Here is a 21911-nt window from a genome sequence, read left to right as displayed (position 1 = left end):
CAGGTTCATGTAGAACCATATTCTAGAGGAATATTCGCTGGCTAGGCGCACCGGTGGACTCGGTCACGGCTCCGGCCGCTACGCCGGTGAGGACCGGGGCGGCGATCCGCCGGCCGGCCCCCGTTCGGTGCTCCCCTTGAGCCGGTATGACGCGTCCCGGGCCCCCGTCATGACCTGCGCCTGGCGCGGCGTGCCGCCTTGCGGCGGCCGTTCCCGCAGGTAGACAGGGGAATATGCAGCTCTCACGGAAGGTCCTCCGCACGGTCGCCGCCCCGGCCGTGGCCGTGCTGGTCGCGGGGGGATGCGCGCCCGGAACCACCCCGGGCGAGACCTCCCCTACGGCGACGCCGCCGAAGACGGGGACGGCCGCGCCCCTGCCGACCCGTCCGCTCGAGCTCGAGACGGCCTATGAGCAGGTCATCAAGAGGGTCCTTCCGTCGATCGTGCAGATCACCACAGGACAGGCGCTGGGCTCGGGCATCGTCTACGACACCGACGGCCACATCCTGACCAACGCCCACGTCGTGGGCGCCGCCACGGACTTCCAGGTCACGCTGGCCACCGGCGGCAAGCCGAGGAAGGCCAGGCTGGTGAGCTCCTATCCCCCCGGCGACCTGGCGATCATCCAGGTCGAGAACAAGAACGGACTGACACCCGCGACATTCGGCCGCTCCGCGAACCTCAAGGTCGGGCAGATCGTGCTCGCGATGGGCAACCCGCTCGGCTTCTCCGGCAGCGTGACCCAGGGCATCGTCTCGGCCCTGGGCCGCACCGTGACGGGCGAAAGGCACGCCGGCGGCGGGGCCGCGACCATCGCCAGCGCCATCCAGACCTCCGCGCCGATCAACCCCGGCAACAGCGGTGGCGCGCTGGTGGACCTGTCCGGCCAGGTCATCGGCATCCCGACGCTGGCCGCCGTCGATCCCAACCAGGGAACCGCGCCCGGCCTCGGCTTCGCGATCCCGAGCGACACCGCGACCGACATCGCCCGCCAGATCATCCATTACGGCCGGGTCGTCAACAGCCATCGGGCGGCCCTCGGCGTACGGGTCGGCACGGCGGTCGACGCGGCCGGCAATCCGGTCGGCGTGGCCGTCGGCTCGGTGTCCCCCGGCGGCGGCGCGGCCAAGGCGGGCATCCGCCCCGGCGACGTGATCGTGAAGGTCAACGGCACGTCCACTCCCACCGCCGGCGCTCTGTCGCAGATCCTGGCGACGCTCAAACCGGGCGACAAGGCCCGGGTCGAGCTGACGCAACCGGACGGAACCAGGAGCACGGTCACCGTCGTGCTCAGCGAGCTGCCGGCCGGTGGATAGCGCCCGATCCTGACAAAGTGGTGTGAGATACCACGGAATCGCTTGGTGGCGGCTCCCACTCGATTGTTACGTTCTGTCGGTGACCTCCCTGGAACTCAGCCGGTTCATCGCCGGGTTGCCCAAGGCCGAACTGCACGTGCACCACGTGGGCGCGGCGTCGCCGCGCATCGTCGCCGAGCTCGCCGCGCGGCACGAAGGACTCACACCCGTGCCCGCCGATCCCGCGCTAGTCGAGGAGTTCTACGACTTCCGCGACTTCCCGCACTTCCTGCAGGTCTACCTGCAGGTCGTGGACCTGGTGAGGACGCCCGACGACCTGTGGACGCTGATCCACGGGGTGGGCGGCGACATGGCCGCCCAGCAGGTGTGGTACGCCGAGCTCACCATCACACCGCACCTCCATCTGGTCCGCGGCTTCGCCCCGCAGGAGTTCTGCGAGGTGATCGAGGACGCCCGCCACAGGGTCGAGGCGGACTACGGCACGGTCCTGCGCTGGTGCTTCGACATCCCCGGCGACTTCGGAGTCCCGGCCGCCGACCAGACGCTCTCCCTCGCGCTCGACGAGCGGCCGGACGGCCTGGTCAGCCTCGGGCTCGGCGGCGGGGAGCACGGGGTGCCCCGCTCGCTGTTCGCCCCGCACTTCGCCGCGGCCCGCGCCGCCGGGCTCCACTCGGTGCCGCACGCCGGCGAGGTGACCGGCGCGCAGTGCGTCTGGGACGCCGTACGCGAGCTCGGCGCGGAGCGGATCGCGCACGGCATTCACAGTGTGGAGGATCCGGCGCTGCTGGAGCACCTGGCCGAGCACGAGATCACGCTGGAGGTCTGCCCCACCTCCAACGTCCGCACCAGGGCCGTGCCCAGCCTGGCCGAGCACCCGCTGCCCGCGCTGGTCGCGGCCGGGGTGCCGATCACGGTGAACACCGACGACCCGCCGATGTTCGGCACCGACCTGAACCGGGAGTACGCCGTGGCGGCCGAACTGCTCTCCCTCGACGAGCAGGGCGTCGCCGACCTGGCCCGGGCCGCGGTGAAGGCGTCCTTCCTCGGCGCCGAGGGCAAGTCGGCCCTGCTTGCAGCGATCGACGCCTACGCCGCTCAAAACTCGTCGGCGCCGCTCACCTGAACGATGTCGAAGACGTGCCGGGAGGCGGCGCAGACCGTCTCCAGCACGTGGATCGGCAGGTCGTCGGCCGAGTAGGCGGCCCGCACGATCTGGACCACCCACTCGCCCGCTTCGCCGCCGGGATGAGCGTCCAGTTCCAGCGTGGCCGCCTCGTCGCCCCGGGGTGGCCGGGCCACCAGGTGCTCCTCCGCCCGCCCGAACCGGTGGCCCAGCTCCTCGATGCGCGCCTGCAGGCTCGGCGCGAGGAAGCCCGGCTCGCACAGCGGCGTGTCCGCGAAGAGGTCGAGCCGCAGGAAGCTCGTGGCGACCCGCACCGGTACGTCACCGGCGAGCAGCAGCTTGCGCCGGGCCAGCACCGGCGTGCCGGGCTCGACCCGCAGCCCGGCGGCCACGTGCTCGGACGCGGGCTCCGGGCCGACGTACAGCATCCTGCGCCCGGCTCGCACCCCCTGCCGCTCCGCCTCGGTCAGGAACAACGAGGCCGAACCCCGTACGGCCGGCTCCGACGGCAGCGACCGCCGCACCACTGTCCTCGGCTGCCCCACGGCAGACCCCCTCCCACGTACCGCCTTCGGAAAACGACGGAAGGGCGGGGAGGAAGCGAACGCTTCCTCCCCGCCCTTCCGTGGAGATGTGGAGGTGGCGGGAATCGAACCCGCGTCCTTCAACACCAAGACAGGACTTCTCCGGGTGCAGCCTGTTACGTTTTTCTCGGCCCCGGCAATCTCACAGGCGAGTCGCCGACGGGCCCAGTCACTGTTTGGTTTCCCGTACGGTCCCGTGACCGGGCCGGACGGTTGAGCCTTCTAGCGATGTCAGTTCCGGGCCGAAGGCACTCCCGGGCTGACAGAGGTTTTTCGCTGCTTAGGCGGCGAGAGCCAGGGAACCCTGGCTCACCTCAGTGCTCTTCTTATTGGCACTTGTTGTTTGCGGTCACAGTGTTGACGGGGTTATGTCCGCAGTCCCCGACCCGCTTCCCCTGACTTGCAATGCCGAAGTCGAAACCGGTCACCCCCTGTGGAGTTTTCAACCCAGACCCGAGGGCCTGGTACATCCAGCTTACCCGTGACAGCACCGGCGACGCGACTCGAATTCCCTCGGCCGGTACGCGGGGGGCCGGTGAGACGCCGAAGCCCCCGGGGAACGCGGCCTCTGGCGCGCGCCCCCGGGGGCCGACCGGCAGGGTCGAGCCGGTCCGGACGGGCAGGGCTCCCCCCGAGATGGAGCCCTGTCCTCATCACGGTGACTGGGCCCGCAACCCCCCGAGCGGGTCCCAGTCACCTAGAAAGACGCCGGCCGCCGCCCTGATGGTTGCTCGGCTCCGAGCATTTTTCAGGTCTGGGGCTGGGCGTCGCGGAAGAAGCTGCCGGCGATCACGGAGGCGGCCGCCGTGTCACCGCTCTCCGCCAGCACCGCGACCGCGATGTCCCCCTGCCAGCCCACGAACCACGAGAGCCTGGTGCGCTCCTTCTTCTCCGTCTGCGTGACCTCGGCGGCCACGCCGTACACGGGGTCGCCGGGGGCGGAGGCGGCGGAGGCCGCGCCGGACGTGACACCGGCCCGCATGAGCGTGCGCAGCTTCGCGATGATCGCGGGATCGAGCGTCACGGGCTGCGTGGGGGCCTGCGTGACGGCGTCCCCGGCCGCCGGGTCGGGAGCGACGGGCGAGGTCACCAGCACCGGCGGCCGCCACGTGCCGGACTTGACGGCCGCGGCGACGAGGGCCATCGCCAGCGGGCTCACTCGGGCGCCCTGCCCCGCCATGATCTTCGCGATGGCGGCGTCCCCGTCAGGCGCGTCCATCGACCCGCTGAACGTCCTCAACGGCAGCTTCCAGTCGCCGCCGATGCCGAACTGGGTCGCGCTGGCCGACAGCCGCTGCCCGCTGATCCGCCGCGCCAGCGACGCCAGGGCGGTCACGCAGCCCTGCGCGAAGTCGGTCTGGAAGGTGGGCGTCGTCACACCGTTGACGCCGGGCTGCTGGAATCGGGCTCCGCCCACGGTGCGGTCGGCGCTGCACGGCACCTTCTGCTTCGGGTCGAGGCCCGACTGGAGCAGCCCTTCGGCCGCGACGACCGAGAAGGCGGTGCCGGCCGCGAACTTGCCGGCCAGCGCGTCGTTCTCCTGGTGCAGCTGGTTGGTGGAGACGGCGAGCAACTGGCCGGTGGACGCCTGCACCGCGACGAGCGCGGCCGGGCGGGGCCCCGCCACCGCGGCGTCCCCCACGCTCTGCAGGCGGCTGTCGATCGTGGTCTGGACCGACGAGTTCTCCCGCCCCGGCCACGCCTTGAGCTCCTTGACCTGTCGCCCGGTGGCGTTGTCGAGGATGACGACCCGGGTCTCGGTCGAGCCGGTGAGCTGGTCCTGGTAGGCCTTCTGCAGGCCGTCCCGGCCGAGCGTGTCGCCGGCCCGCTGCGGCCCGCCGAGCTTCTGCTCCGCCTCCGGGGTGATGGCCGTGACCACCCCGACGATCTGGGTGGGCGACTTGGGGGCGACCGGCGGATTGTCGACCTGGAACTCCAGACCTTGGATGGCCTCAAGCTTGGACCTGATCTGGGCGAACTTCGTCCGCCCGAACGTCGCGAGGGGGACGAAGTCCTGCGGGGGCGACGACAGGATGCGGCTCAGCAGACGGTCCTGGGCGAAACCGGTGACCTTCGACAGCTGGTCGCAGAGCCGGCCGGGGTCCTTGACCTTGGCGGGGTAGACCCCGGCCACGTGCAGGACGGTCTCGTCCTGCAAGGGGTTGCCGTTCCGGTCGAGGACCGGCCTGCGGCCCTTGGGGACGGTGGCGACCGCGAGCCGCTGCCCGGGGTGCAGGTCGGGGTGGATGACGCTCGGCGACCACCGCACCTTCCACTGGCCGCCGACCAGGTGCAGGGGCAGGTTCCCGTCGTACTGCCAGAGGGGGTTGTTCTCGCCGAGGTCCACCTCGGCGTGGTAGCCGGCCTGCGCGGCGTCGCCGTCCTGGCTGATGCCGCGCAGGGAGAAGCGGATCGAGGCGGCGTCCAGTTGCAGCCGGGCGCCCTCAAGCGCCTTGCGCACCGCCGCCTGGTCGCCGTCGGCCCGCCGCGCGGCGGCCGCGTAGTCCCCCGTCTGCCAGCCGACGAGGAAGTCGCGCACCGCCTCGTGCGGCGACGGCTCCTCGAAGCAGCCGGTCAGCAGGGGCGCGGTCAGCCCCAGCGCGAGCGCGGCCCGTACGGCTCTCGCCCGGACGACCCCGAATGATCGGAAGGACACCGCCACGGCCTAACGGCCCCCCCGGCGGCGGACCGCGTTCGACATGGCCCGTGCCATCTCCCGGCCGGCCTGCTTCTCCATGAGCGTCTGCCGCTTGTCGTAGTCCTTCTTTCCTCGGGCGATGCCGATTTCGATCTTCGCCCGGCCGTCCTTGAAGTACATCGACAGCGGGATCAGCGTGAGGCCCTTCTCCTTCAGCGTCGCGTCGAGCTTGCCGATCTCCTTGCGGTTCAGCAGCAGCTTGCGCGTGCGCCGGGCGGCGTGGTTGGTCCAGGTGCCCTGGCTGTACTCAGGGATGTACACGTTGATCAGCCAGACCTCGCCGCCCTCGACCGAGGCGTAGCCGTCGGTCAGGTTGGCCTTTCCCGCCCGCAGGGACTTGACCTCGGTGCCGGTCAGGACGAGCCCGGCCTCGTAGGTGTCCTCGATGAAGAAGTCGTGCCTGGCACGCTTGTTCTGGGCGATCAGCTTGCGCCCGGTCTCACGTGGCATAAGGGGAGCCTACCGTCGCCGCGAAGGGCGGAAACGAGCTGCGCGGCGGTGCGGGATCACACCCGCAGGTAGCGGCGCAGGGTGACGAATGAGGCGAGCACACAGATGAGCACGCCGACGGCCATGGTGCCGGTGATCACGCCGGCGACCGTGTCCCAACCGAGGGGCGCGGCCATGTAGGTCTGGATCGACTCGAAGATGAAGACCTTGACGACGATCAGGATCACACCGGACAGGACGCCGCCGATGAGGCCGGCGATCAGGCCCTCCAGCACGAACGGCAGCTGGATGTAGATGTTGGAGGCACCGACCAGCCGCATGATGCCGGTCTCTCTTCGGCGGTTGTACGCCGACAGCCGGACCGTGTTGCCGATCAGCAGTGTGGCCGCGATCACCATGAGGATCGCGATGCCGAGCGCCACGTTGCGCAGCGTGTCCATGAAGCCGAAGACCGACTGGAGCAGGTCGCGCTCGTTGACGACGTTGGAGACGCCGGGCTGCCCCTTGAGGCTGCTCGCGACGGCCGTCGCCTTCTCCGGGTCCTTCAGCTTGACCCGGAACGACTCCGGCATGTCCTCGGGCTTGGTCACCGACAGCAGCAGCGTGTTGCTCTCGGTGCTCTGGAAGTTCTTGAACGCCTGGGCCTGGTTCTCGAACTTCACCTGCTCGACGTCCGGGAGCGCCTTGATCGTCTGTTCCAGGGTGCCCTTCTCCTCCTGGGTGACCGCGCCTCTGTTCTTACAGGGCTCGAAGGGCGAGCCCTTGGTGCACAGGTAGACCGACAGCTCGACCTTGTCGCTCCAGAAGCCGGTCAGCTTCGAGACCTGGGAGTTGATCATCAGTCCGACGCCGAGCAGCGCCATGCCGACCGCCACTGTCACGATCACCGCGATGGTCATCGTGAGGTTGCGCCGAAGGCCGATCCAGACCTCGGAGAAGATGAAGTTGGCCCGCATGGTCCCAGTTACTCCTAATACGCCTGGCCGTACACGCCGCGCGACTGGTCACGGACGATCTTGCCGTCCTCGAGCTCGACCACGCGCTTGCGCATGGAGTCGACGATCGCGGCGTCGTGTGTCGCCATGAGGACGGTCGTGCCGGTCCTGTTGATTCGGTCGAGCACCTTCATGATGCCGATGCTCGTGGCGGGGTCGATGTTTCCCGTGGGCTCGTCGGCGAGCAGGATCATCGGCCGGTTGACGAACGCGCGGGCCATGGCGACCCGCTGCTGCTCGCCACCGGACAGCTCCTCCGGCATGCGGTGCGCCTTGCCCTCCAGGCCGACGAGCTCGATGACCTCGGGCACGACCTTGCGGATGAAGCGGCGCGGCTTGCCGATGACCTCCAGGGCGAACGCCACGTTCTCGTAGACGTTCTTGTTCGGCAGCAGCCGGAAGTCCTGGAACACGCAGCCGATGCGGCGGCGCAGGTGCGGCACCTTGAAGTTGGACAGCTTCGACAGGTCCTTGCCGGCCACGTGGATGGAGCCGTTGTTGGGTCGCTCCTCCTTCAGGACCAGCCGGAGGAAGGTGGACTTCCCCGACCCTGACGGACCGACCAGGAAGACGAATTCGCCCTTGTCGACATCCACGCTCACGTGGTCGAGGGCGGGCCGGTTTTGGTTCGCGTAGACCTTGGTGACATTATCGAAATGGATCACGGGCGCATCACGGCTAGCCAGTCTAGGGGGTGGGACGGCCGGTCCGGGGGTCGCCGGTCACTTTGCTCTGGATCGACGTTCCGTTTGGCCAGAGGCCAGTCTAGGGGTAACACTGGCATGGAACGTCCATAACGGAAACAAAACGATTAGCCCTTGGGCGATGGGGCGGTAAAGCTGCTATGAGCTGCGAACATCTGATCTGCGCCGCGTGCGCGGGCCCCGTGGTGGAAGGGCGCTGCCCCGTCTGCCGTGAGGGCCGCGCCAAGGTTCACCACCACGGGTTCATGGGGCTGTCGCCCCTGACCATCGCGCTTGTCGTGCTACTGGTCGTGGCGCTGGTCGCGCTCACGCACGTCAGCGGTTACTGATTGTCACCCGACTCCTGGCGGCGCGACCAGCGGATCTCACCTTCGATGAACTCGTCGAGGTCGCCGTCCAGCACGGCGGTGGGGTTGCCCGCCTCCACACCCGTGCGCAGGTCCTTGACGATCTGGTAGGGGTGCAGCACGTAGTTGCGGATCTGCGTGCCCCACGACGTCGTGGTCTCGCCGCGCAGCTCGTTCATCGCCGCGGCCTCCTCCTGACGCTTGCGCTCCAGCAGCTTGGCGGACAGGACGGCCATCGCCGTCGCCCGGTTCTGCAGCTGAGATCGCTCGTTCTGGCAGGAGACCACGATCCCGGTCGGCAGGTGGGTGATCCGCACGGCCGAGTCGGTGGTGTTCACGCCCTGGCCGCCCGGCCCGGACGACCGGTAGACGTCGATGCGCAGGTCGTCCTCGTTGATGTCGATGTGGTCGGTCTGCTCGACCACGGGCACCACGTCCACGCCCGCGAACGAGGTCTGCCGGCGGCCCTGGTTGTCGAACGGGCTGATCCGCACCAGCCGGTGGGTGCCGTGCTCGCCCCGGAGCGTGCCGTACGCGTAGGGGGCCTTGACCGCGAAGGTGGCGGACTTGATGCCGGCCTCCTCGGCGTAGGAGGTCTCGTAGACCTCCGCCGGGTAGCCCTTGCGCTCGGCCCACCGCAGGAACATGCGCAGCAGCATCTGGGCCCAGTCGGCCGCGTCGACGCCGCCCGCCTGCGCGTTGATGGTCACCAGTGCCTCGCGGGCGTCGTACTCGCCCGACAGCAGCGTGCGGACCTCGAGCGCGCCGACCTCGGACCTGAGCGCGGCGAGCTCCCTTTCGGCCTCGGCCAGCGCGTCCTCGTCGCCCTCCTCGGCCGCCAGCTCGAACAGGATCGGCAGGTCCTCCAGGCGGCGGCCCAGGCCGTCCACCCGGTTGACCTCGGCCTGCAGGTGGGAGAGCCGGCTGGTGACGCGCTGCGCCTGCTCGGTGTCGTTCCACAGGTCGGGAGCGGCAGCCTGGTCCTCCAACTCGGCGATCTGCTTACGCAGGGCGTCGAGGTCGAGCACGTCCTGAATGCCCTGCAGCGTGCCGCTAAGCTCGTTGATCTCTTCGGCTGGATCGATGACTGCCACGTCTGTAAAGGGTACGCGAATCGGAGACCCGGTCAGGCAGCACGCCTCGGTAGCATGTGAATCGATTGCATGGGGAGGCTGGCGTGAACGGGGTCGTTCGGAGTGCGCTGGCCCTTGCCCTCGTCACCTGTGCCGCCGCCGCCTGCTCGGGCGGGGAGCCGGCCCGGCCGACGGCCAGCCCGGCGGCGGCCACCTCGGCCCTGCCGAGTCCCGGCGACAGCCCGTCGCCGTCGCCCAGTCCCCCGGCGGTGACGCTTGAGGAGGCCTCGCAGGCGCTCGACGCGTTCCTCGACACCGACGACGTGCTGCGGCTGGCCGGGGCCGACCGGTGGGAGCTCCTGCTCACCCAGGACGGCCAGCGGCCCATCACGATCGCCGGCATCCACTCCCAGGGGAGCAAGCCCGCCCGCTACACCTGGGATCGCCGTACGGTGCTCGTGCCCCGGCAGAGCGGCCGCTCGACAGTCTGGTTCGCGGCCACCGCCCGGCGGCGCGACGCGTCCGGCGAGGTCCGCACGGGCGTGTTCACGTTCGTACGGCAGGGCCGGGACGGGCGGTGGCTCAACAGCTTCGCGTCCCTGCTCTACTCCGGCGAGCAACCGCCCGCGGTCGCCCTCGACGCGGACGGGTACGCCACGGCGCTGGAGCCGCGCGACGCCTCGGTGGCCATCAGCCCCAACCTGATGGGCCCGCTGCACGCCACGGTCGCCGAGGAGGGCCCCAAGGGGTACGCCTCGGGGCTGATCGCCCCCGGCCCGCAGACGACGGGCTTCTACGACGAGATCAGCGAGACCAAGGAGACGGCGAAGGCCGACGACTGCATGAACTACGAGTCGATCTTCGCCTCGGCCCCCAACTATCCGATCTTCGCGCTGCGCGCGCGTGACGGCGGCGCGATGATGCTGTACACGCTGATCCGCACGTCCTCGTGGACCCCCAGCCCTCAGGGGCTCAAGTGCGGCGAGGGGCGCCCGGTGACGCTCCCCGCGGCGGCCCGCTGGCTGCTGAGCCCCACCAAGGACCTGTTCATCCGGCAGAAGCGGCAGATCATCGAGACCCAGCAGTACGTGAGCGCGGTGCCGCCCAAGGCGTCCACCGCGCCCGCGCACGTCGTCGGCTACGAGGGCGTCGTCACCGGCGGCTCCAACCGCTGATCGCCGAGCGTCATCACGCCTGCGCGTGCGGGAGGTTGCTGGTGGAGACCAGCGTCCGCACCGCGCGCAGCGCGACCGACAGCGTCGCCAGGTCGAAGGTGTCGCTCTCCCAGATCTCCGACAGCGTCTGCCGCGACCGCGTCACCGCGGCCTGGTTGGCCTCCGTCCAGCTCGCCAGGCGCTCCTCCGGCGACAGGCCCGGCCGGCTGTGGATCAGCACGTCCCTGGTGAGCGTCGCGTGGGCCGCGTACAGATCGTCGCGCAGCGCCGACCTGGCCATCGAGTTCCACCGGCTGTCGCGCGGCAGCGCGATCACCCGCTCGCGCAGCCGGGCGAGCTGGAGCCGGTCGGCCAGGTCGAAGTAGACCTCGGCCACCTCGGTCACCGGCCGGCCGGTGTAGGCCGCGATCTCCACGAGGTCGAAGGTGGAGTAGGCCGGCACCATCGCGGCGACCCGCTCGGCCAGCTCGCCGGGCACGCCCCTGGCCACGAAGGAGTCCCTGCGCTCCTCGTACGCCACCAGGTCGGGGCCGGTCAGCAGCTTGGGCAGGTGGGGCAGCACTCCCCCGGCGCCCTCGATGAAGTAGCGGGCCGTAGAGGCGAGGTCGAGCGGAGGGCGGCGGTTGCCGAGCAACCAGCGGGTGCCGCGCTCGGACAGCTTGCGGCCCTCCATGAGCATGGCGAGCTGGGTCGAGGTGTCCACCTCGTTGTCCAGCTCCTCGACCTGGCGCATGAACGACGGCAGGTCGAAGACCTCACGCGTCACGAGGTAGGCCCGCACGATGTCGGCCGTCGAGGCGCCGGTCTCCTCACCGAACCGGTAGGCGAAGCTCGTCCCGCCGAAATTCACCACGTCGTTGACGATCCTGGTGGTGATGATCTCCCGGCGCAGCGGGTGAGAGTCCATGTACGGCCGGAAGCGGTCGCGCAGGGCCGAGGGGAAGTACGACACCAGCCACGACGCCAGCGACGGGTCGTCGGGGATGTCCGACTGCAGCAGCTCCGCGTCCACCACGAGCTTGGTGTAGGCGAGCAGCACGGCGAACTCGGGGTTGGTGAGCCCGAGCCCGGCCTGGCGCCGCTCGGCGAGCACCTTGTCCGACGGCAGGAACTCCAGCTCCCGGTTGACCAGCCCCTCGCGCTCCAGCCGCCGCAGGTAGCGGGCGTGGATGTGCAGCATCTCCGGCGCCTGCGCCCGGGCCGCCGCGAGCACGACGTTCTGGGCGTAGTTGTCCTCCAGCACCAGACTGCCCACCTCGTCGGTCATGTCGAGGAAGAGCTGGTTGCGCTGCTTGTCGGTCATATCGCCGTCACGGACGACCTGGTCGAGCAGGATCTTGATGTTCACCTCGTGGTCGGAGGTGTCCACACCGGCCGAGTTGTCGATGAAGTCGGTGTTGATCAGCCCGCCGTTCAGCGCGAACTCGATCCGGGCGCGCTGGGTGAAGCCGAGGTTGCCGCCCTCGCCCACCACCCTGCAGCGCAGGTCGGCGGCGTTGATCCGCAGCGCGTCGTTGGCCTTGTCCCCCGCGTCGGCGTGGGTCTCCGACGACGCCTTGACGTACGTGCCGATGCCGCCGTTCCACAGCAGGTCGACGGGGGCCCGCAGGATCGCGCTGATCAGGTCGTTCGGCGCGAGCGCGGTGACGCCCCGCGGCAGGCCGAGCGCGGCGCGCGTCTGCGGCGAGACCGGGATCGACTTCGCGGTGCGCGGCCACACGCCGCCGCCCGCCGAGATGAGCGACCTGTCGTAGTCGTCCCAGGAGCTTCTGGGCAGCTCGAACAGCCGTCGCCGCTCGGCGAAGCTCCGCGCGGCGTCCGGGTCGGGGTCGACGAACACGTGCCGGTGGTCGAAGGCCGCCACGAGCCGGATGTGCTCCGACAGGAGCATGCCGTTGCCGAACACGTCCCCCGACATGTCGCCGACGCCGACCACGGTGAAGTCGGTGCTCTGCACGTCCACGCCGAGCGTGCGGAAGTGGTACTTGACCGACTCCCAGGCGCCCCTGGCGGTGATGCCCATCGCCTTGTGGTCGTAGCCCACGGACCCGCCGGAGGCGAAGGCGTCGCCGAGCCAGTAGCCGTACTGCTTGGCCACCTCGTTGGCGATGTCGGAGAACGTCGCCGTGCCCTTGTCGGCGGCCACCACGAGGTAGGTGTCGTCGCCGTCGTGCCGCACCACGTCGGGCGGCGGCACGACCTCCCCCGCGACCAGGTTGTCGGTCAGGTCGAGCAGGCCGGAGATGAACTGGCGGTAGCAGGCCACGCCCTCGGCCAGGAGCTCGTCGCGCCCTGCCCCGCCGTTCTTGAGCGCGGGGGGCCGCTTGACGACGAAGCCGCCCTTGGAGCCGGTCGGCACGATGACGGTGTTCTTGACCATCTGCGCCTTGACCAGGCCGAGGATCTCCGTGCGGAAGTCCTCCATGCGGTCCGACCAGCGCAGGCCGCCGCGGGCGACCTTGCCGAAGCGCAGGTGCACGCCCTCGACCCGCGGCGAGTACACGAAGATCTCGTACTTCGGCCGGGGCAGCGGCAGCACACTGATCGACTGCGAGTCGACCTTCAGGGAGATGTACGGCTTGCGCCTGCCGGTGACGAACTGGCTGCCCGCGTCCCCGGCGTCGCGCCCGTCCGCGTCCTTTCCGGAGGGCGCGGCCTGGAAGACGTTGGTGCGCAGCGTCGCCTGGATCATCTCCAGGTAGGCCCGCAGGATGCGGTCCTCGTCGAGCGAGGCGACCTCGTCCAGCGAGGCGAGGATCTCCTCGGTCAGCGCGTCGCAGACCTCCGGCCTGCCGTCGTCCGGCCGCCGCGGGTCGAGCCTGGCCTCGAACAGCCGCACCAGGAGCCGGGCCAGCCGCACGTTGCCGCGCAGCACCCTCTCGATGTACGACTGGCTGAACGTGGTCCCGGCCTGCCGCAGATACTTGGCGTACGCCCGGAGGATCTCGGCCTGCTCCCAGGTGAGCCCGCCGGCCAGCACGAGCGCGTTGAAGCCGTCGTTCTCCACCTCGCCGCGCCACAGCACGGCGAACGCGTCCTGGAAGAGCCGCTTGAACTCGTCGCGGTGCACCTCCTCGGAGGGCGTGTACCGCAGGCCGAAGTCGTAGATCCAGGCGTCCCGGGTGTCGGGGTCGTGGTCGCGGTCGATCTCGTACGGCCGCTCGTCCACCACCTCGACGCCCATCCGCTGCAGCAGCGGGAGCACCCGCGACAGCGAGATCGGCGCGCCCAGCCGGTAGAGCTTGAAGCGCCGCTCCCCCTCCGCCGCGCCGTACGGCTCGTAGAGGTTCATGCCGATGGCGTTCGGGTCCTCGCCGAGCGTCTCCAGCCGCTTGAGGTCGGCGACCGCCGTACGCGCGGGGAAGTCGGCCTTGTAGCCCTCGGGGAAGGCGCTGCCGTAGCGGCGCAGCAGCCGGGGCGCGTCCTCCTCCGGGCACAGCTCACCGATCGCGGCCCCGAGGTCGTCCTCCCAGGTGCGGGTGGTGGCGGCCAACCGCGCCTCCAGCTCGTCGACGTCGACCGGCGTCTCGCCGAGGGGCGTGCCGCGCTCGCCGCGGATCACGATGTACAGCCGGGCCAGCGCCGACTCGCCGATCATCGTGCTGTAGTCGAGCGAGGTGCCGCCGAGCGCCTTCATCAGGATCCGCTGCATGTGCAGGCGGACCTTGGTGGTGTAGCGGTCGCGGGGCAGGAAGATGAGGCAGGAGATGTAGCGGCCGTAGTCGTCGCGGCGCAGGAACAGCTTGACCTGCTTGCGCTCGCGCAGCCGCAGCACGCCGAGCGCGATGGGCAGCAGCTCGTCCACGGACATCTGGAAGAGCTCGGTGCGCGGGTAGGTCTCCAGGATCTCCATCAGATCCTTGCCGTCGTGGCTGTCGGGCGACAGCCCGGCACGCTCCAGCACCTCCGCGAGCTTGCGCCGCAGGACCGGGATCCGCGAGATCGACTCGTTGTACGCCACGTGGGTGAACAGTCCGAGGAACCGCCGCTCGCCGATCACCTCGCCCTCGGGCGAGAAGACCTTGACCCCGACGTAGTCGAGGTAGTGGGGCTTGTAGACGGTGGCCCGGCTGTTGGCCTTGGTGACGATCAGCAGCTGTTTCTCCCGCGCCTTCGCGCGCACCTTCGGCGGCAGGGCCGCGAAGCTGGCCGATCCGGCCTTGTCGGCCCGCAGGATGCCGAGCCCGGTGCCGGGCAGGCCGCGCAGCGCGACGCCGCCGTCGGTGTCCTCAAGCCGGTATTCCCGGTAGCCGAGGAACGTGAAGTGGCCGTCGGCCAGCCAGCGCAGCAGCTCCATGCCGTCCTCGGCCTGCGCGGGGTCGAGCGGCGGCGGGTTGGCCGCGAGGTCCTCGGCGGTCTGCACGGCCAGCGCCCGCATCTTCGCGAAGTCCTCGACCGCGCAGCGCACGTCGAGCAGCACTCGCTGCAGGTCGCTCTCCAGCTCCTTGAGCACTGTGTGATCGGCCTGCCGGTCGATCTCGATGTGCATCCACGACTCGCGGATGACCTGCCCGGTCACGTTCTCCCTGTCGGGGCCGAGCAGCTCACCGGTCATGTCCCTGCGCACCCGGATCTGAGGGTGGACGATCAGGTGGGTGCCGATCTCGTGCCGGTCCAGCTCGGTCGTCACCGAGTCGACGAGGAACGGCATGTCGTCGGTGACGATCTGGACCACCGAGCGGCCCGGGTCCCAGCCGTGCTCCTCAAGCGTGGGTGTGTAGACGCGGACCAGCGCGCGCCCCTGCGGCCGGTGCTGGGCCAGGTGGCGGTGGGCCATCGCGGGGCCGTACACGTTGACCGGGTCGCGGTCGGCCAGGTCCTCGACCGGGACGCTGCGGTAGTACTGCCGCAGAAAGGTCAGGGGGTCTTCGCCCTCCACCTGCAGCGCTCCCGGCGCGTGCGCGCACCTCTCGGCGGCGGTGCGGAGAAGTTCGTCCAGCACTTCTTCCGACTCCTGCCGATTCAGCGCCATTTCGAGCGGCATGTCGCTACTCACTCCCTTGTGAGAATTCAAAGCCAGGCCCGGAGTTCCCAAAGCAGGGGAAAGAAGTGCAAACGCGTCCTTCCCCTCAAGTACGGTGCCCCGGACGAGCCTCCCGTACCGGATTTCGTCCCGATCTGGCGCTCCACCATTTGCACGTGCCGCATCCGCCAGAGCGCGGTCGTCTCGTCATGAGTGAGGAGATCTTCGGCCAGGTCCCACAGATCGTCGTACGATCCGCGTTGGCGGGCCACGGCCAGCAGGGACTCCATGATCTCCTCGTCGGAGACCGGCAGACCGCGCCCGGACAGGGCGGTGAGGTAGGCGTCCCACAGCGTCGGCTCGGCGAGCCGCCGCCGCAGCCTGGCGAGTTCCGCCTCGCTCGCGTCCCTCAGCCGGCCGAGGTACGCCGGGTCCTTGGCGCCCGAGAGGAACTCGAGCTCGCGGAACTGCACCGACTGGAAACCGCTCGCGGGGGCGAGGACCGACCGGAACTCCAGGAAGTCCTGCGGCGTCATGGTCTCCAGCACCTGGACCTGGTCGACCAGGACCTTCTCCGCCGCGTGCACTCGGCGGAACAGTTGCCTGGCGCGCCACAGCGCGCCCTCGATCATCGCGTCCCTGATCCGCTCCAGCTCGTGCAGGAGCAGCTTGAACCACAGCTCGTAGACCTGGTGAACGGTGATGAACAGCAACTCGTCGCCGGCCCCGGACCGCCGCTCCTGCTGGGCGAGCAGCTCGGGCAGGCGAAGGTAGCCGCCGTAGGACAGACGCCCGCCCTCCTCGCCGAAGCTGCGCGAGGGGGGCAGCCTGTCCCCGGACCCGGCTCGGCCGTACGGCGTCGCAGGCATGCGCCACTCCTCCACGATGGGCGCGGCCCTCCCGGTCCCCATTGACCGAAAGCCCGGCACCACCGCCCCCGATACCACCCCATAACGGCACAAACGTCAACTTCGTCGCGCGCTCGCGATCAGGGGGTTGACCTTGTCACATTTAACCAGCCAGGCCTCCTCCGAGGGGTCTCATGCGCATCAGCCACCAGGACGACCACCCGCCGCCGGGAGGACCTCGCACCGGGCATCGGGAAATCGCGAATGCCTGATCACAAAATGGCCCGGACTTCTCGAAGCTGCTTTCGATTCACGTACGATCATGCGTCGTGGAAGATCGACGTCCGGAGCGCGCGGCCGTCTTCGTGGACCAGAGCGGGCGCCGGGCAAAGATCTTGACAGCCGCCGCGGTCGGCGGGGCGATCGTCGTCCTCGCGCTGACCCTCACGCTGGTGAGCGGAGCGCTGGCGGGCCCGGAGCTGCCCCCGATGAGATGGCCCGGCACGCAGGTGCAGCCGGTCGTGGAACGCTCCCCCGCGGGCTCCACCACTCCGTCCCGCGGGTCCGAGCGCAGGCGTGCCCCCCGGGACGAGGCGGCGGCGAACGGCACGCCGCGCGCGACGGCGCCCCCGGCGCGGCGGACTCCCTCCGCGCGCAGGCTGCCGAGCAGGGCGCCCTCCCCCTCCGCCCGGAAGAGCCCGAGGCCGAGCAGGACGCCTTCCGCTTCCTCGCTCCCGGAGCCGGATGTGGAGATCTCCGCGCCCGGCGAGCCGACGCCCGCGCCGCAGGTTTCCGAGGTCGTGCAGTCCACGGCGCCCGCCGAGGAGGCGACGCGGCCCCCGGCGTCGGAACCCGGCACCGTCCAGACGCCTCCGCAGCAGCCCGGGGCCGCCCAGTGACGCGTCGATGAGACGACAGCGCAGACCGGCAGAGCGCAGAACGGCAGAGCCGCGCGGCCACTGGTTCCTCGTCGCGATCGCCGCGCTACTCATGGCCGGGGCGCTGCTGCTCGACGCGTACGCGCACAACGTCGTCGGCGAGACCCAGCCGCCCCCGGCCGACTTCGGCGACTCCGCCGAGTTGGAACAGATCCGCTCCGGCGGCCCCCTGGTCAACGTCTCGGGGTCCCGGCCGCTCAGCGCACGGCCCAGGCCCCGCCGGGTGGCGCTCACCTTCGACGACGGACCCGATCCGAGGTGGACGCCCCTGCTGCTCGACCTGCTCCGCGAGCACCGCGCGAAGGCGACCTTCTTCGTCCTGGGAGCCCACGTCGCCGAGCACCCCGAGCTCACCCGCCGCATGGTCGCCGAGGGGCACGAGATCGGCAACCACACCTACACCCACGCCGACCTGGGCGCGGTGCCGGCCTGGCGGGCCCGCGTGGAGATGTCCCTGACGCAGAAGGCGCTGGCCGCGGCGGCGGGGATCCACACCCGCCTCGCCCGCATTCCGTACTCCTCGGGCCCCGGAGCGGCCGGATACCGGCAGCTCGCCACCATGCGGCTGCTCGGCGACGAGGGATACCTCGTGACGTTCACCGACGTGGACACCCAGGACTGGAGCCGCCCGCCCGTGAACGAGATGGTCCTCGCGTCCCTCGCGCGCACGGTCGAGGGCGAGGGAGCAGTGATCATGTTCCACGACTCGGGCGGCGACCGCGCCCGGACGCTGGCCGCCGTCGACCGGCTGCTCACCCGGCTGGAGAAGAAGGGATACGCCGCCACCACCCTCACGGACGCCGTCGGGCTCCCCACGGCGCACACCGCCGCCTCCGCCGACGAGCGCGTCCTCGGCGCGATCCTGGGGTTCGCCCAGCGCGCCTCCTTCGCCTTCGTCGAGGCGCTCGGCTGGTTCCTCGCCGCGGCCGGCGTGCTCACCCTGCTCCGGCTGGCCCTCTTCGTCGCGCTGGCGTGGGCGCACGCCCGCAGGACGCGCGGGAGATCCGCCAACGCCGTCGTCCCCCACGGGACGGCCGCGCCGCCGGTCTCGGTGATCGTGCCCGCGTACAACGAGGCGGCGGGGATCGAGGCGACGGTCCGGTCGCTCGTCGCGACCGACTACCCCGGCCCGGTCGAGGTCGTCGTCGTGGACGACGGCTCGGCCGACGAGACGGGAGCGATCGCCGCCTCGCTCGGCCTGCCCGGGGTCCGGGTGATCCGGCAGCCGAACGCCGGGAAGCCCGTCGCGCTCACCACCGGCATCGCCCACTCCGCCCACGGCATTCTGGTCATGGTCGACGGCGACACCGTCTTCGAGCCCCCGACCATCGGTCACCTCGTACGGCCGCTCGCGGACGGAACCGTCGGCGCGGTCAGCGGCAACACCAAGGTCGGCAACCGGCGCGGCATGATCGGCCGCTGGCAGCACATCGAGTACGTCGTCGGGTTCAACCTGGACCGCCGCGCGTTCGACCTGCTCGGCTGCATGGCGACGGTGCCGGGGGCGATCGGCGCATTCCGCCGCGAGGCGATCGCGTCGGCCGGCGGGGTCAGCGCGGACACGCTCGCCGAGGACACCGACCTGACCATGGCGATCAGCCGCGGGGGCTGGCGGGTGGTCTACGAGGAGCGGGCGCGCGCGTGGACCGAGGCGCCCGCCTCGCTCGGCCAGCTGTGGCGGCAGCGGTACCGGTGGTGCTACGGCACGCTGCAGGCGATCTGGAAGCATCGCGGGGCCGTCGCGGAGCGCCGTCCCTTCGGCCGGCGATGCCTCGGATATCTCACCCTGTTTCAGGTGATCCTGCCGTTGCTGGCCCCCGTCGTCGACGTCATGGCCCTCTACGGGCTGTTCGTCGGCGACCCGCTGCCCGTGGTCGCGGTGTGGGCCGGCTTCGTCGCGGTGCAGGCGCTCACCGGCTGGTACGCGCTGCGCCTGGACGGCGAACGGGCCTCGGTGCTGTGGGTGCTGCCGTTGCAGCAGTTCGTCTACCGGCAGCTGATGTACCTGGTCGTCATCCAGTCGGTGGCCACCGCGGTTCTGGGGGCCCGGCTGCGCTGGCACACGGTCCGCAGGGAGGGCACGTTCACCCTGGCGGGGCCGTCCACCCCGAGACTGTCCGCCCCGAGACCGCCCGTCCCGAGATCGCCGGCTTCGAGATCGTCCGCGGGCCGCCGGCGCCGGGCGGTCACGGATGGAAACGCTCCGAGGAGGAGACGGAGCCGTCCGTGACGACGTCGGGCACGCCGGGCGGCCCCCGGGTCTCCGGCGCGGCCCTTCCGCACCGGGGCGACGTGACGACCTTGTAACCAACCGGATCGATTCCATGAGCGTCTCAACGAGGTAGATCACCACCTCGGGAGTACGACCATGATCGACAGACGGAGTTTCCTTCGCGTCTCGGCCCTTGCCGGGGCCACCGCCCTTTCCGGCACGGCCTTCGCCGCCGCGGGTCCCCGTCCCGCCGACTGGTCCGCGCTCGGGCGGGGGCTGGACGGCAAGCTGATCCGCCCCGGCGACGCGTCGTACGACAACGCGCGCCGCGTGTTCAACTCGGCCTTCGACTCCGCACGGCCGGTCGGGGTGGCCTACTGCACGACGGCGGCGGACGTGTCGGAGTGCCTGGCGTTCGCCCGGCGGTACGGCGTGCCGGTGACCTCCCGGTCGGGCGGCCACAGCTACGCGGGCTGGTCCACGGGCAGCGGGCTCGTCGTCGACGTGTCGCCGATGAGCGGCGTGTCCTCCTCGGGCGGCCACGCCACGGTCGGCGCCGGGGCGCGGCTGGTCGACGTGTACGCCAAGCTGGCCGCGCACGGCGTCAGCATCCCGGCGGGGTCCTGCCCGACGGTCGGGGTGGCCGGGCTCACGCTGGGCGGCGGCATCGGCGTGGTGTCGCGGCAGTACGGCCTGACCTGCGACGCGCTGGAGTCTTTGAAGGTCGTCACGGCGGACGGGAAGGTCGTGACCTGCTCGCCGAGCTCGCACCCGGACCTCTACTGGGCCTCCCGGGGAGGCGGCGGCGGCAACTTCGGCGTGGCGACGTCGTTCACGTTCCGGACCCATCCGACGCGTTCCGTGACCCTGTTCTTCCTGCACTGGCCCTGGTCGAAGGCCGCGGCCGTGCTGAAGGCGTGGCAGGCGTGGGCGCCCGCCGCGCCTGACGCGATGTGGTCCAACTGCCATCTCGACCACGACCCGTCGCTCGACGTGATGGTGGGCGGCCTCTACCTCGGTGGCAGGACAGCGTGCGAGAACCTGCTGCAGAAGCTCGTCGACCGCGTCGGATCGGGCCCGTCGACCCGCTACGTCGCGACGTCCGCCTACGACCACGCGATGATGGTGGAGGCGGGCTGCGCGTCGATGTCGGTGGCCCAGTGCCACCGTCCGGGCACGCTTCCCGGGCAGAACGCGAGGGGCAAGCTGGTCCGCGACTCGTTCTCGGCCAAGTCGCACTTCGCGTACACGCCGCTGTCGTCGGCCGGGATCAAGGCGCTGCTGGCCCGGGTCGCCGCGCCGGGTCGGCACACGGTGATGCTCGACGCGCTCGGCGGCGCCGTCGCCCGGGTCCGGCCCGACGCCACCGCCTTCCCCCACCGCAAGGCGTTGTTCAGCGTGCAGTACTACTCCCACTTCTCCGGCGCGGCCGCCTGGGCCCGGGCCGCCCACGCCGCCATGCGGCCGTATTTCGGCGACCACGCGTACGTGAACTACATCGATCCGGAGCTCAAGAACTGGCGGCAGCAGTACTACGGCGCCAACGCCGCCCGGCTGGCCCGGGTCAAGGCGGCGTACGACCCCGGCCGCCTGTTCCGCCTGCCCCAGGGCGTCTAGGGAGCGGTCCCGAGCATCGGCCGGGAGCACGCCTTGCTTCTTCCTATCGATTATCGATAGATTTCTATCGTGCTTCGATTGAAGGAGAGACGATGAGACAGCTGACAGTGCTCGCGCTGCGTGCCGTGCTCGTGGCACTGCTCGCCGGCTCGGTGTTCGTGCAGGCCGTGATGGTGCCGCTCCTCGCCTCCGACCTGGAGAGACTCGACCCGGACTACGCCTACCTGCGCTCCCCGTTCCTGGCGATCACGTTCCTGGGCGTCGTGACGGTCGAGGTCGTCCTGGTCAGCGTGTGGCGTCTGGTGACGATGGTGCGGCGAGGAACGGTCTTCTCCCACGACGCCTTCCGATGGGTGAACGTCGTGATCGGCGCTTTCGTGGCGGCCGCCCTCCTGATCTTCGCGCTCGGGGTCGTCCTGGCTCCGGGCGAAGCCGTCCCCCCGGGCGTGGTCCTCCTGGTGGGCGGGGCCGGCGTGGCGGTGCTGGGGGTCGCGCTCATCGTGCTCGTGCTGCGGATGCTGCTCGCCCAGGCTGTCAGGCGCGACATCGAGGCGGCGCGGATGCAGGCCGAGCTGGACGAGGTGATCTGATGCCGATCGTCGTCGAGATCGACGTGCTGCTGGCCAAGCGGAAGATGTCCGTGGGCGAGCTCGCGGACCGCGTCGGGATCACACCCGCCAATCTGGCGGTGCTCAAGAACGGCCGCGCCAAGGCGGTGCGCTTCTCGACACTCGCCGCGCTCTGCGAGGCGCTGGAGTGCCAGCCGGGAGACCTGCTGCGCTGGGAGGACGGGGACGACGCGGATGACGGGGACGACGCGGACGCGTGACCTCGACCGGTTGCCGATCGGGCCGTGGTGCGCGAACCT

17 protein-coding genes and 1 other RNA gene are annotated in these 21911 nt (G+C 70.6%); 9 read left to right on the top strand and 9 right to left on the bottom strand.

Annotation, left to right across the window (positions count from 1 at the left end; all coding sequences use genetic code 11):
• Window positions 1-233 precede the first annotated feature (233 nt).
• Both FLX07_RS09685 and FLX07_RS09680 read left to right on the top strand, forming a co-directional pair.
• Window positions 234-1316: a S1C family serine protease gene (locus FLX07_RS09685; protein ID WP_142569688.1), complete on the top strand. Its 1083-nt coding sequence runs from the start codon at window positions 234-236 to the stop codon at window positions 1314-1316.
• A gap of 79 nt (window positions 1317-1395) precedes the next feature.
• On the top strand, window positions 1396-2439 hold the full coding sequence (locus FLX07_RS09680) for an adenosine deaminase (RefSeq protein WP_229689550.1): 1044 nt from the start codon (window positions 1396-1398) through the stop codon (window positions 2437-2439).
• Here FLX07_RS09680 and FLX07_RS09675 read toward each other — a convergent pair.
• The 6 genes from FLX07_RS09675 to ftsE form a co-directional block, all read right to left on the bottom strand.
• A complete protein-coding gene (locus FLX07_RS09675; RefSeq protein WP_142569686.1) occupies window positions 2412-2984 on the bottom strand; it encodes a UTRA domain-containing protein in 573 nt (190 codons plus the stop codon). The two genes, FLX07_RS09680 and FLX07_RS09675, sit on opposite strands and share 28 nt — an antisense overlap.
• A gap of 86 nt (window positions 2985-3070) precedes the next feature.
• Window positions 3071-3455, bottom strand: a transfer-messenger RNA (tmRNA) gene (gene ssrA / locus FLX07_RS09670).
• 316 nt (window positions 3456-3771) lie between these two features.
• On the bottom strand, window positions 3772-5679 hold the full coding sequence (locus FLX07_RS09665) for a penicillin-binding transpeptidase domain-containing protein (protein ID WP_142569684.1): 1908 nt from the start codon (window positions 5677-5679) through the stop codon (window positions 3772-3774).
• A gap of 9 nt (window positions 5680-5688) precedes the next feature.
• Window positions 5689-6171: an SsrA-binding protein SmpB gene (gene smpB, locus FLX07_RS09660; RefSeq protein WP_139573262.1), complete on the bottom strand. Its 483-nt coding sequence runs from the start codon at window positions 6169-6171 to the stop codon at window positions 5689-5691.
• Window positions 6172-6227: 56 nt separating this feature from the next.
• Window positions 6228-7127 carry a permease-like cell division protein FtsX gene (gene ftsX / locus FLX07_RS09655; RefSeq protein ID WP_142569682.1) on the bottom strand — a complete coding sequence of 300 codons (900 nt, stop codon included), beginning with the start codon at window positions 7125-7127 and terminating at the stop codon, window positions 6228-6230.
• A 14-nt stretch (window positions 7128-7141) separates the two neighbouring features.
• A complete protein-coding gene (gene ftsE, locus FLX07_RS09650; protein WP_142569680.1) occupies window positions 7142-7831 on the bottom strand; it encodes a cell division ATP-binding protein FtsE in 690 nt (229 codons plus the stop codon).
• A 179-nt stretch (window positions 7832-8010) separates the two neighbouring features.
• On the opposite strand from ftsE, the gene FLX07_RS09645 reads away from it, so the two are divergent.
• Window positions 8011-8199, top strand: coding sequence for a hypothetical protein (locus tag FLX07_RS09645; protein ID WP_142569678.1), 189 nt, complete (start codon window positions 8011-8013; stop codon window positions 8197-8199).
• Here the strand turns inward: FLX07_RS09645 and prfB are convergent.
• Window positions 8193-9311: a peptide chain release factor 2 gene (gene prfB / locus FLX07_RS09640; RefSeq protein ID WP_142569677.1), complete on the bottom strand. Its 1119-nt coding sequence runs from the start codon at window positions 9309-9311 to the stop codon at window positions 8193-8195. The two genes, FLX07_RS09645 and prfB, sit on opposite strands and share 7 nt — an antisense overlap.
• An 83-nt stretch (window positions 9312-9394) precedes the next feature.
• Between prfB and FLX07_RS09635 the strand changes: the two genes are divergently transcribed.
• Window positions 9395-10465, top strand: coding sequence for a DUF8094 domain-containing protein (locus FLX07_RS09635; protein ID WP_142569675.1), 1071 nt, complete (start codon window positions 9395-9397; stop codon window positions 10463-10465).
• A 13-nt stretch (window positions 10466-10478) separates the two neighbouring features.
• Here FLX07_RS09635 and FLX07_RS09630 read toward each other — a convergent pair whose 3' ends face one another.
• Both FLX07_RS09630 and FLX07_RS09625 read right to left on the bottom strand, forming a co-directional pair.
• Entirely contained in the window at window positions 10479-15449 is a 4971-nt protein-coding gene (locus FLX07_RS09630) for an NAD-glutamate dehydrogenase (protein WP_142569673.1), read from the bottom strand.
• A gap of 26 nt (window positions 15450-15475) precedes the next feature.
• A complete protein-coding gene (locus FLX07_RS09625; protein WP_142569671.1) occupies window positions 15476-16297 on the bottom strand; it encodes a tryptophan 2,3-dioxygenase in 822 nt (273 codons plus the stop codon).
• Between the two features lie 308 nt (window positions 16298-16605).
• Here FLX07_RS09625 and FLX07_RS09620 point away from each other — a divergent pair, with 308 nt between their 5' ends.
• From FLX07_RS09620 to FLX07_RS09600, 5 genes are all read left to right on the top strand, one after another.
• Window positions 16606-17175, top strand: a complete 570-nt coding sequence (locus FLX07_RS09620; RefSeq protein WP_142569669.1) for a hypothetical protein — start codon at window positions 16606-16608, stop codon at window positions 17173-17175.
• Window positions 17176-17182: 7 nt separating this feature from the next.
• A complete protein-coding gene (locus FLX07_RS09615; protein WP_142569667.1) occupies window positions 17183-19444 on the top strand; it encodes a bifunctional polysaccharide deacetylase/glycosyltransferase family 2 protein in 2262 nt (753 codons plus the stop codon).
• A 138-nt stretch (window positions 19445-19582) separates the two neighbouring features.
• Entirely contained in the window at window positions 19583-21043 is a 1461-nt protein-coding gene (locus FLX07_RS09610; protein WP_142569665.1) for an FAD-binding oxidoreductase, read from the top strand.
• 92 nt (window positions 21044-21135) lie between these two features.
• Window positions 21136-21633, top strand: coding sequence for a DUF2975 domain-containing protein (locus FLX07_RS09605; RefSeq protein ID WP_142569663.1), 498 nt, complete (start codon window positions 21136-21138; stop codon window positions 21631-21633).
• Window positions 21633-21872: a helix-turn-helix domain-containing protein gene (locus FLX07_RS09600; protein WP_142569661.1), complete on the top strand. Its 240-nt coding sequence runs from the start codon at window positions 21633-21635 to the stop codon at window positions 21870-21872. The genes FLX07_RS09605 and FLX07_RS09600 overlap by 1 nt, the downstream gene beginning before the upstream one ends.
• Window positions 21873-21911: the final 39 nt, after the last annotated feature.

The sequence above is a fragment of the Microbispora bryophytorum genome (genome assembly GCF_006874465.1).
GTDB lineage: Bacteria > Actinomycetota > Actinomycetes > Streptosporangiales > Streptosporangiaceae > Microbispora > Microbispora bryophytorum.
Note: the sequence above shows the minus strand (reverse complement) of the source record. Positions and strands in the feature narration are given on the sequence as shown.

Excerpts from the sequence above, each read along its gene's own strand:
- FLX07_RS09625 (WP_142569671.1), bottom strand. The coding sequence starts at position 16,297 with ATGCCTGCGACGCCGTACGGCCGAGCCGGGTCCGGGGACAGGCTGCCC.
- ftsX (WP_142569682.1), bottom strand. The coding sequence starts at position 7,127 with ATGCGGGCCAACTTCATCTTCTCCGAGGTCTGGATCGGCCTTCGGCGC.
- FLX07_RS09630 (WP_142569673.1), bottom strand. The coding sequence starts at position 15,449 with ATGCCGCTCGAAATGGCGCTGAATCGGCAGGAGTCGGAAGAAGTGCTG.
- FLX07_RS09610 (WP_142569665.1), top strand. The coding sequence starts at position 19,583 with ATGATCGACAGACGGAGTTTCCTTCGCGTCTCGGCCCTTGCCGGGGCC.
- FLX07_RS09615 (WP_142569667.1), top strand. The coding sequence starts at position 17,183 with ATGAGACGACAGCGCAGACCGGCAGAGCGCAGAACGGCAGAGCCGCGC.
- smpB (WP_139573262.1), bottom strand. The coding sequence starts at position 6,171 with ATGCCACGTGAGACCGGGCGCAAGCTGATCGCCCAGAACAAGCGTGCC.
- FLX07_RS09685 (WP_142569688.1), top strand. The coding sequence starts at position 234 with ATGCAGCTCTCACGGAAGGTCCTCCGCACGGTCGCCGCCCCGGCCGTG.
- FLX07_RS09600 (WP_142569661.1), top strand. The coding sequence starts at position 21,633 with ATGCCGATCGTCGTCGAGATCGACGTGCTGCTGGCCAAGCGGAAGATG.
- FLX07_RS09605 (WP_142569663.1), top strand. The coding sequence starts at position 21,136 with ATGAGACAGCTGACAGTGCTCGCGCTGCGTGCCGTGCTCGTGGCACTG.
- FLX07_RS09645 (WP_142569678.1), top strand. The coding sequence starts at position 8,011 with ATGAGCTGCGAACATCTGATCTGCGCCGCGTGCGCGGGCCCCGTGGTG.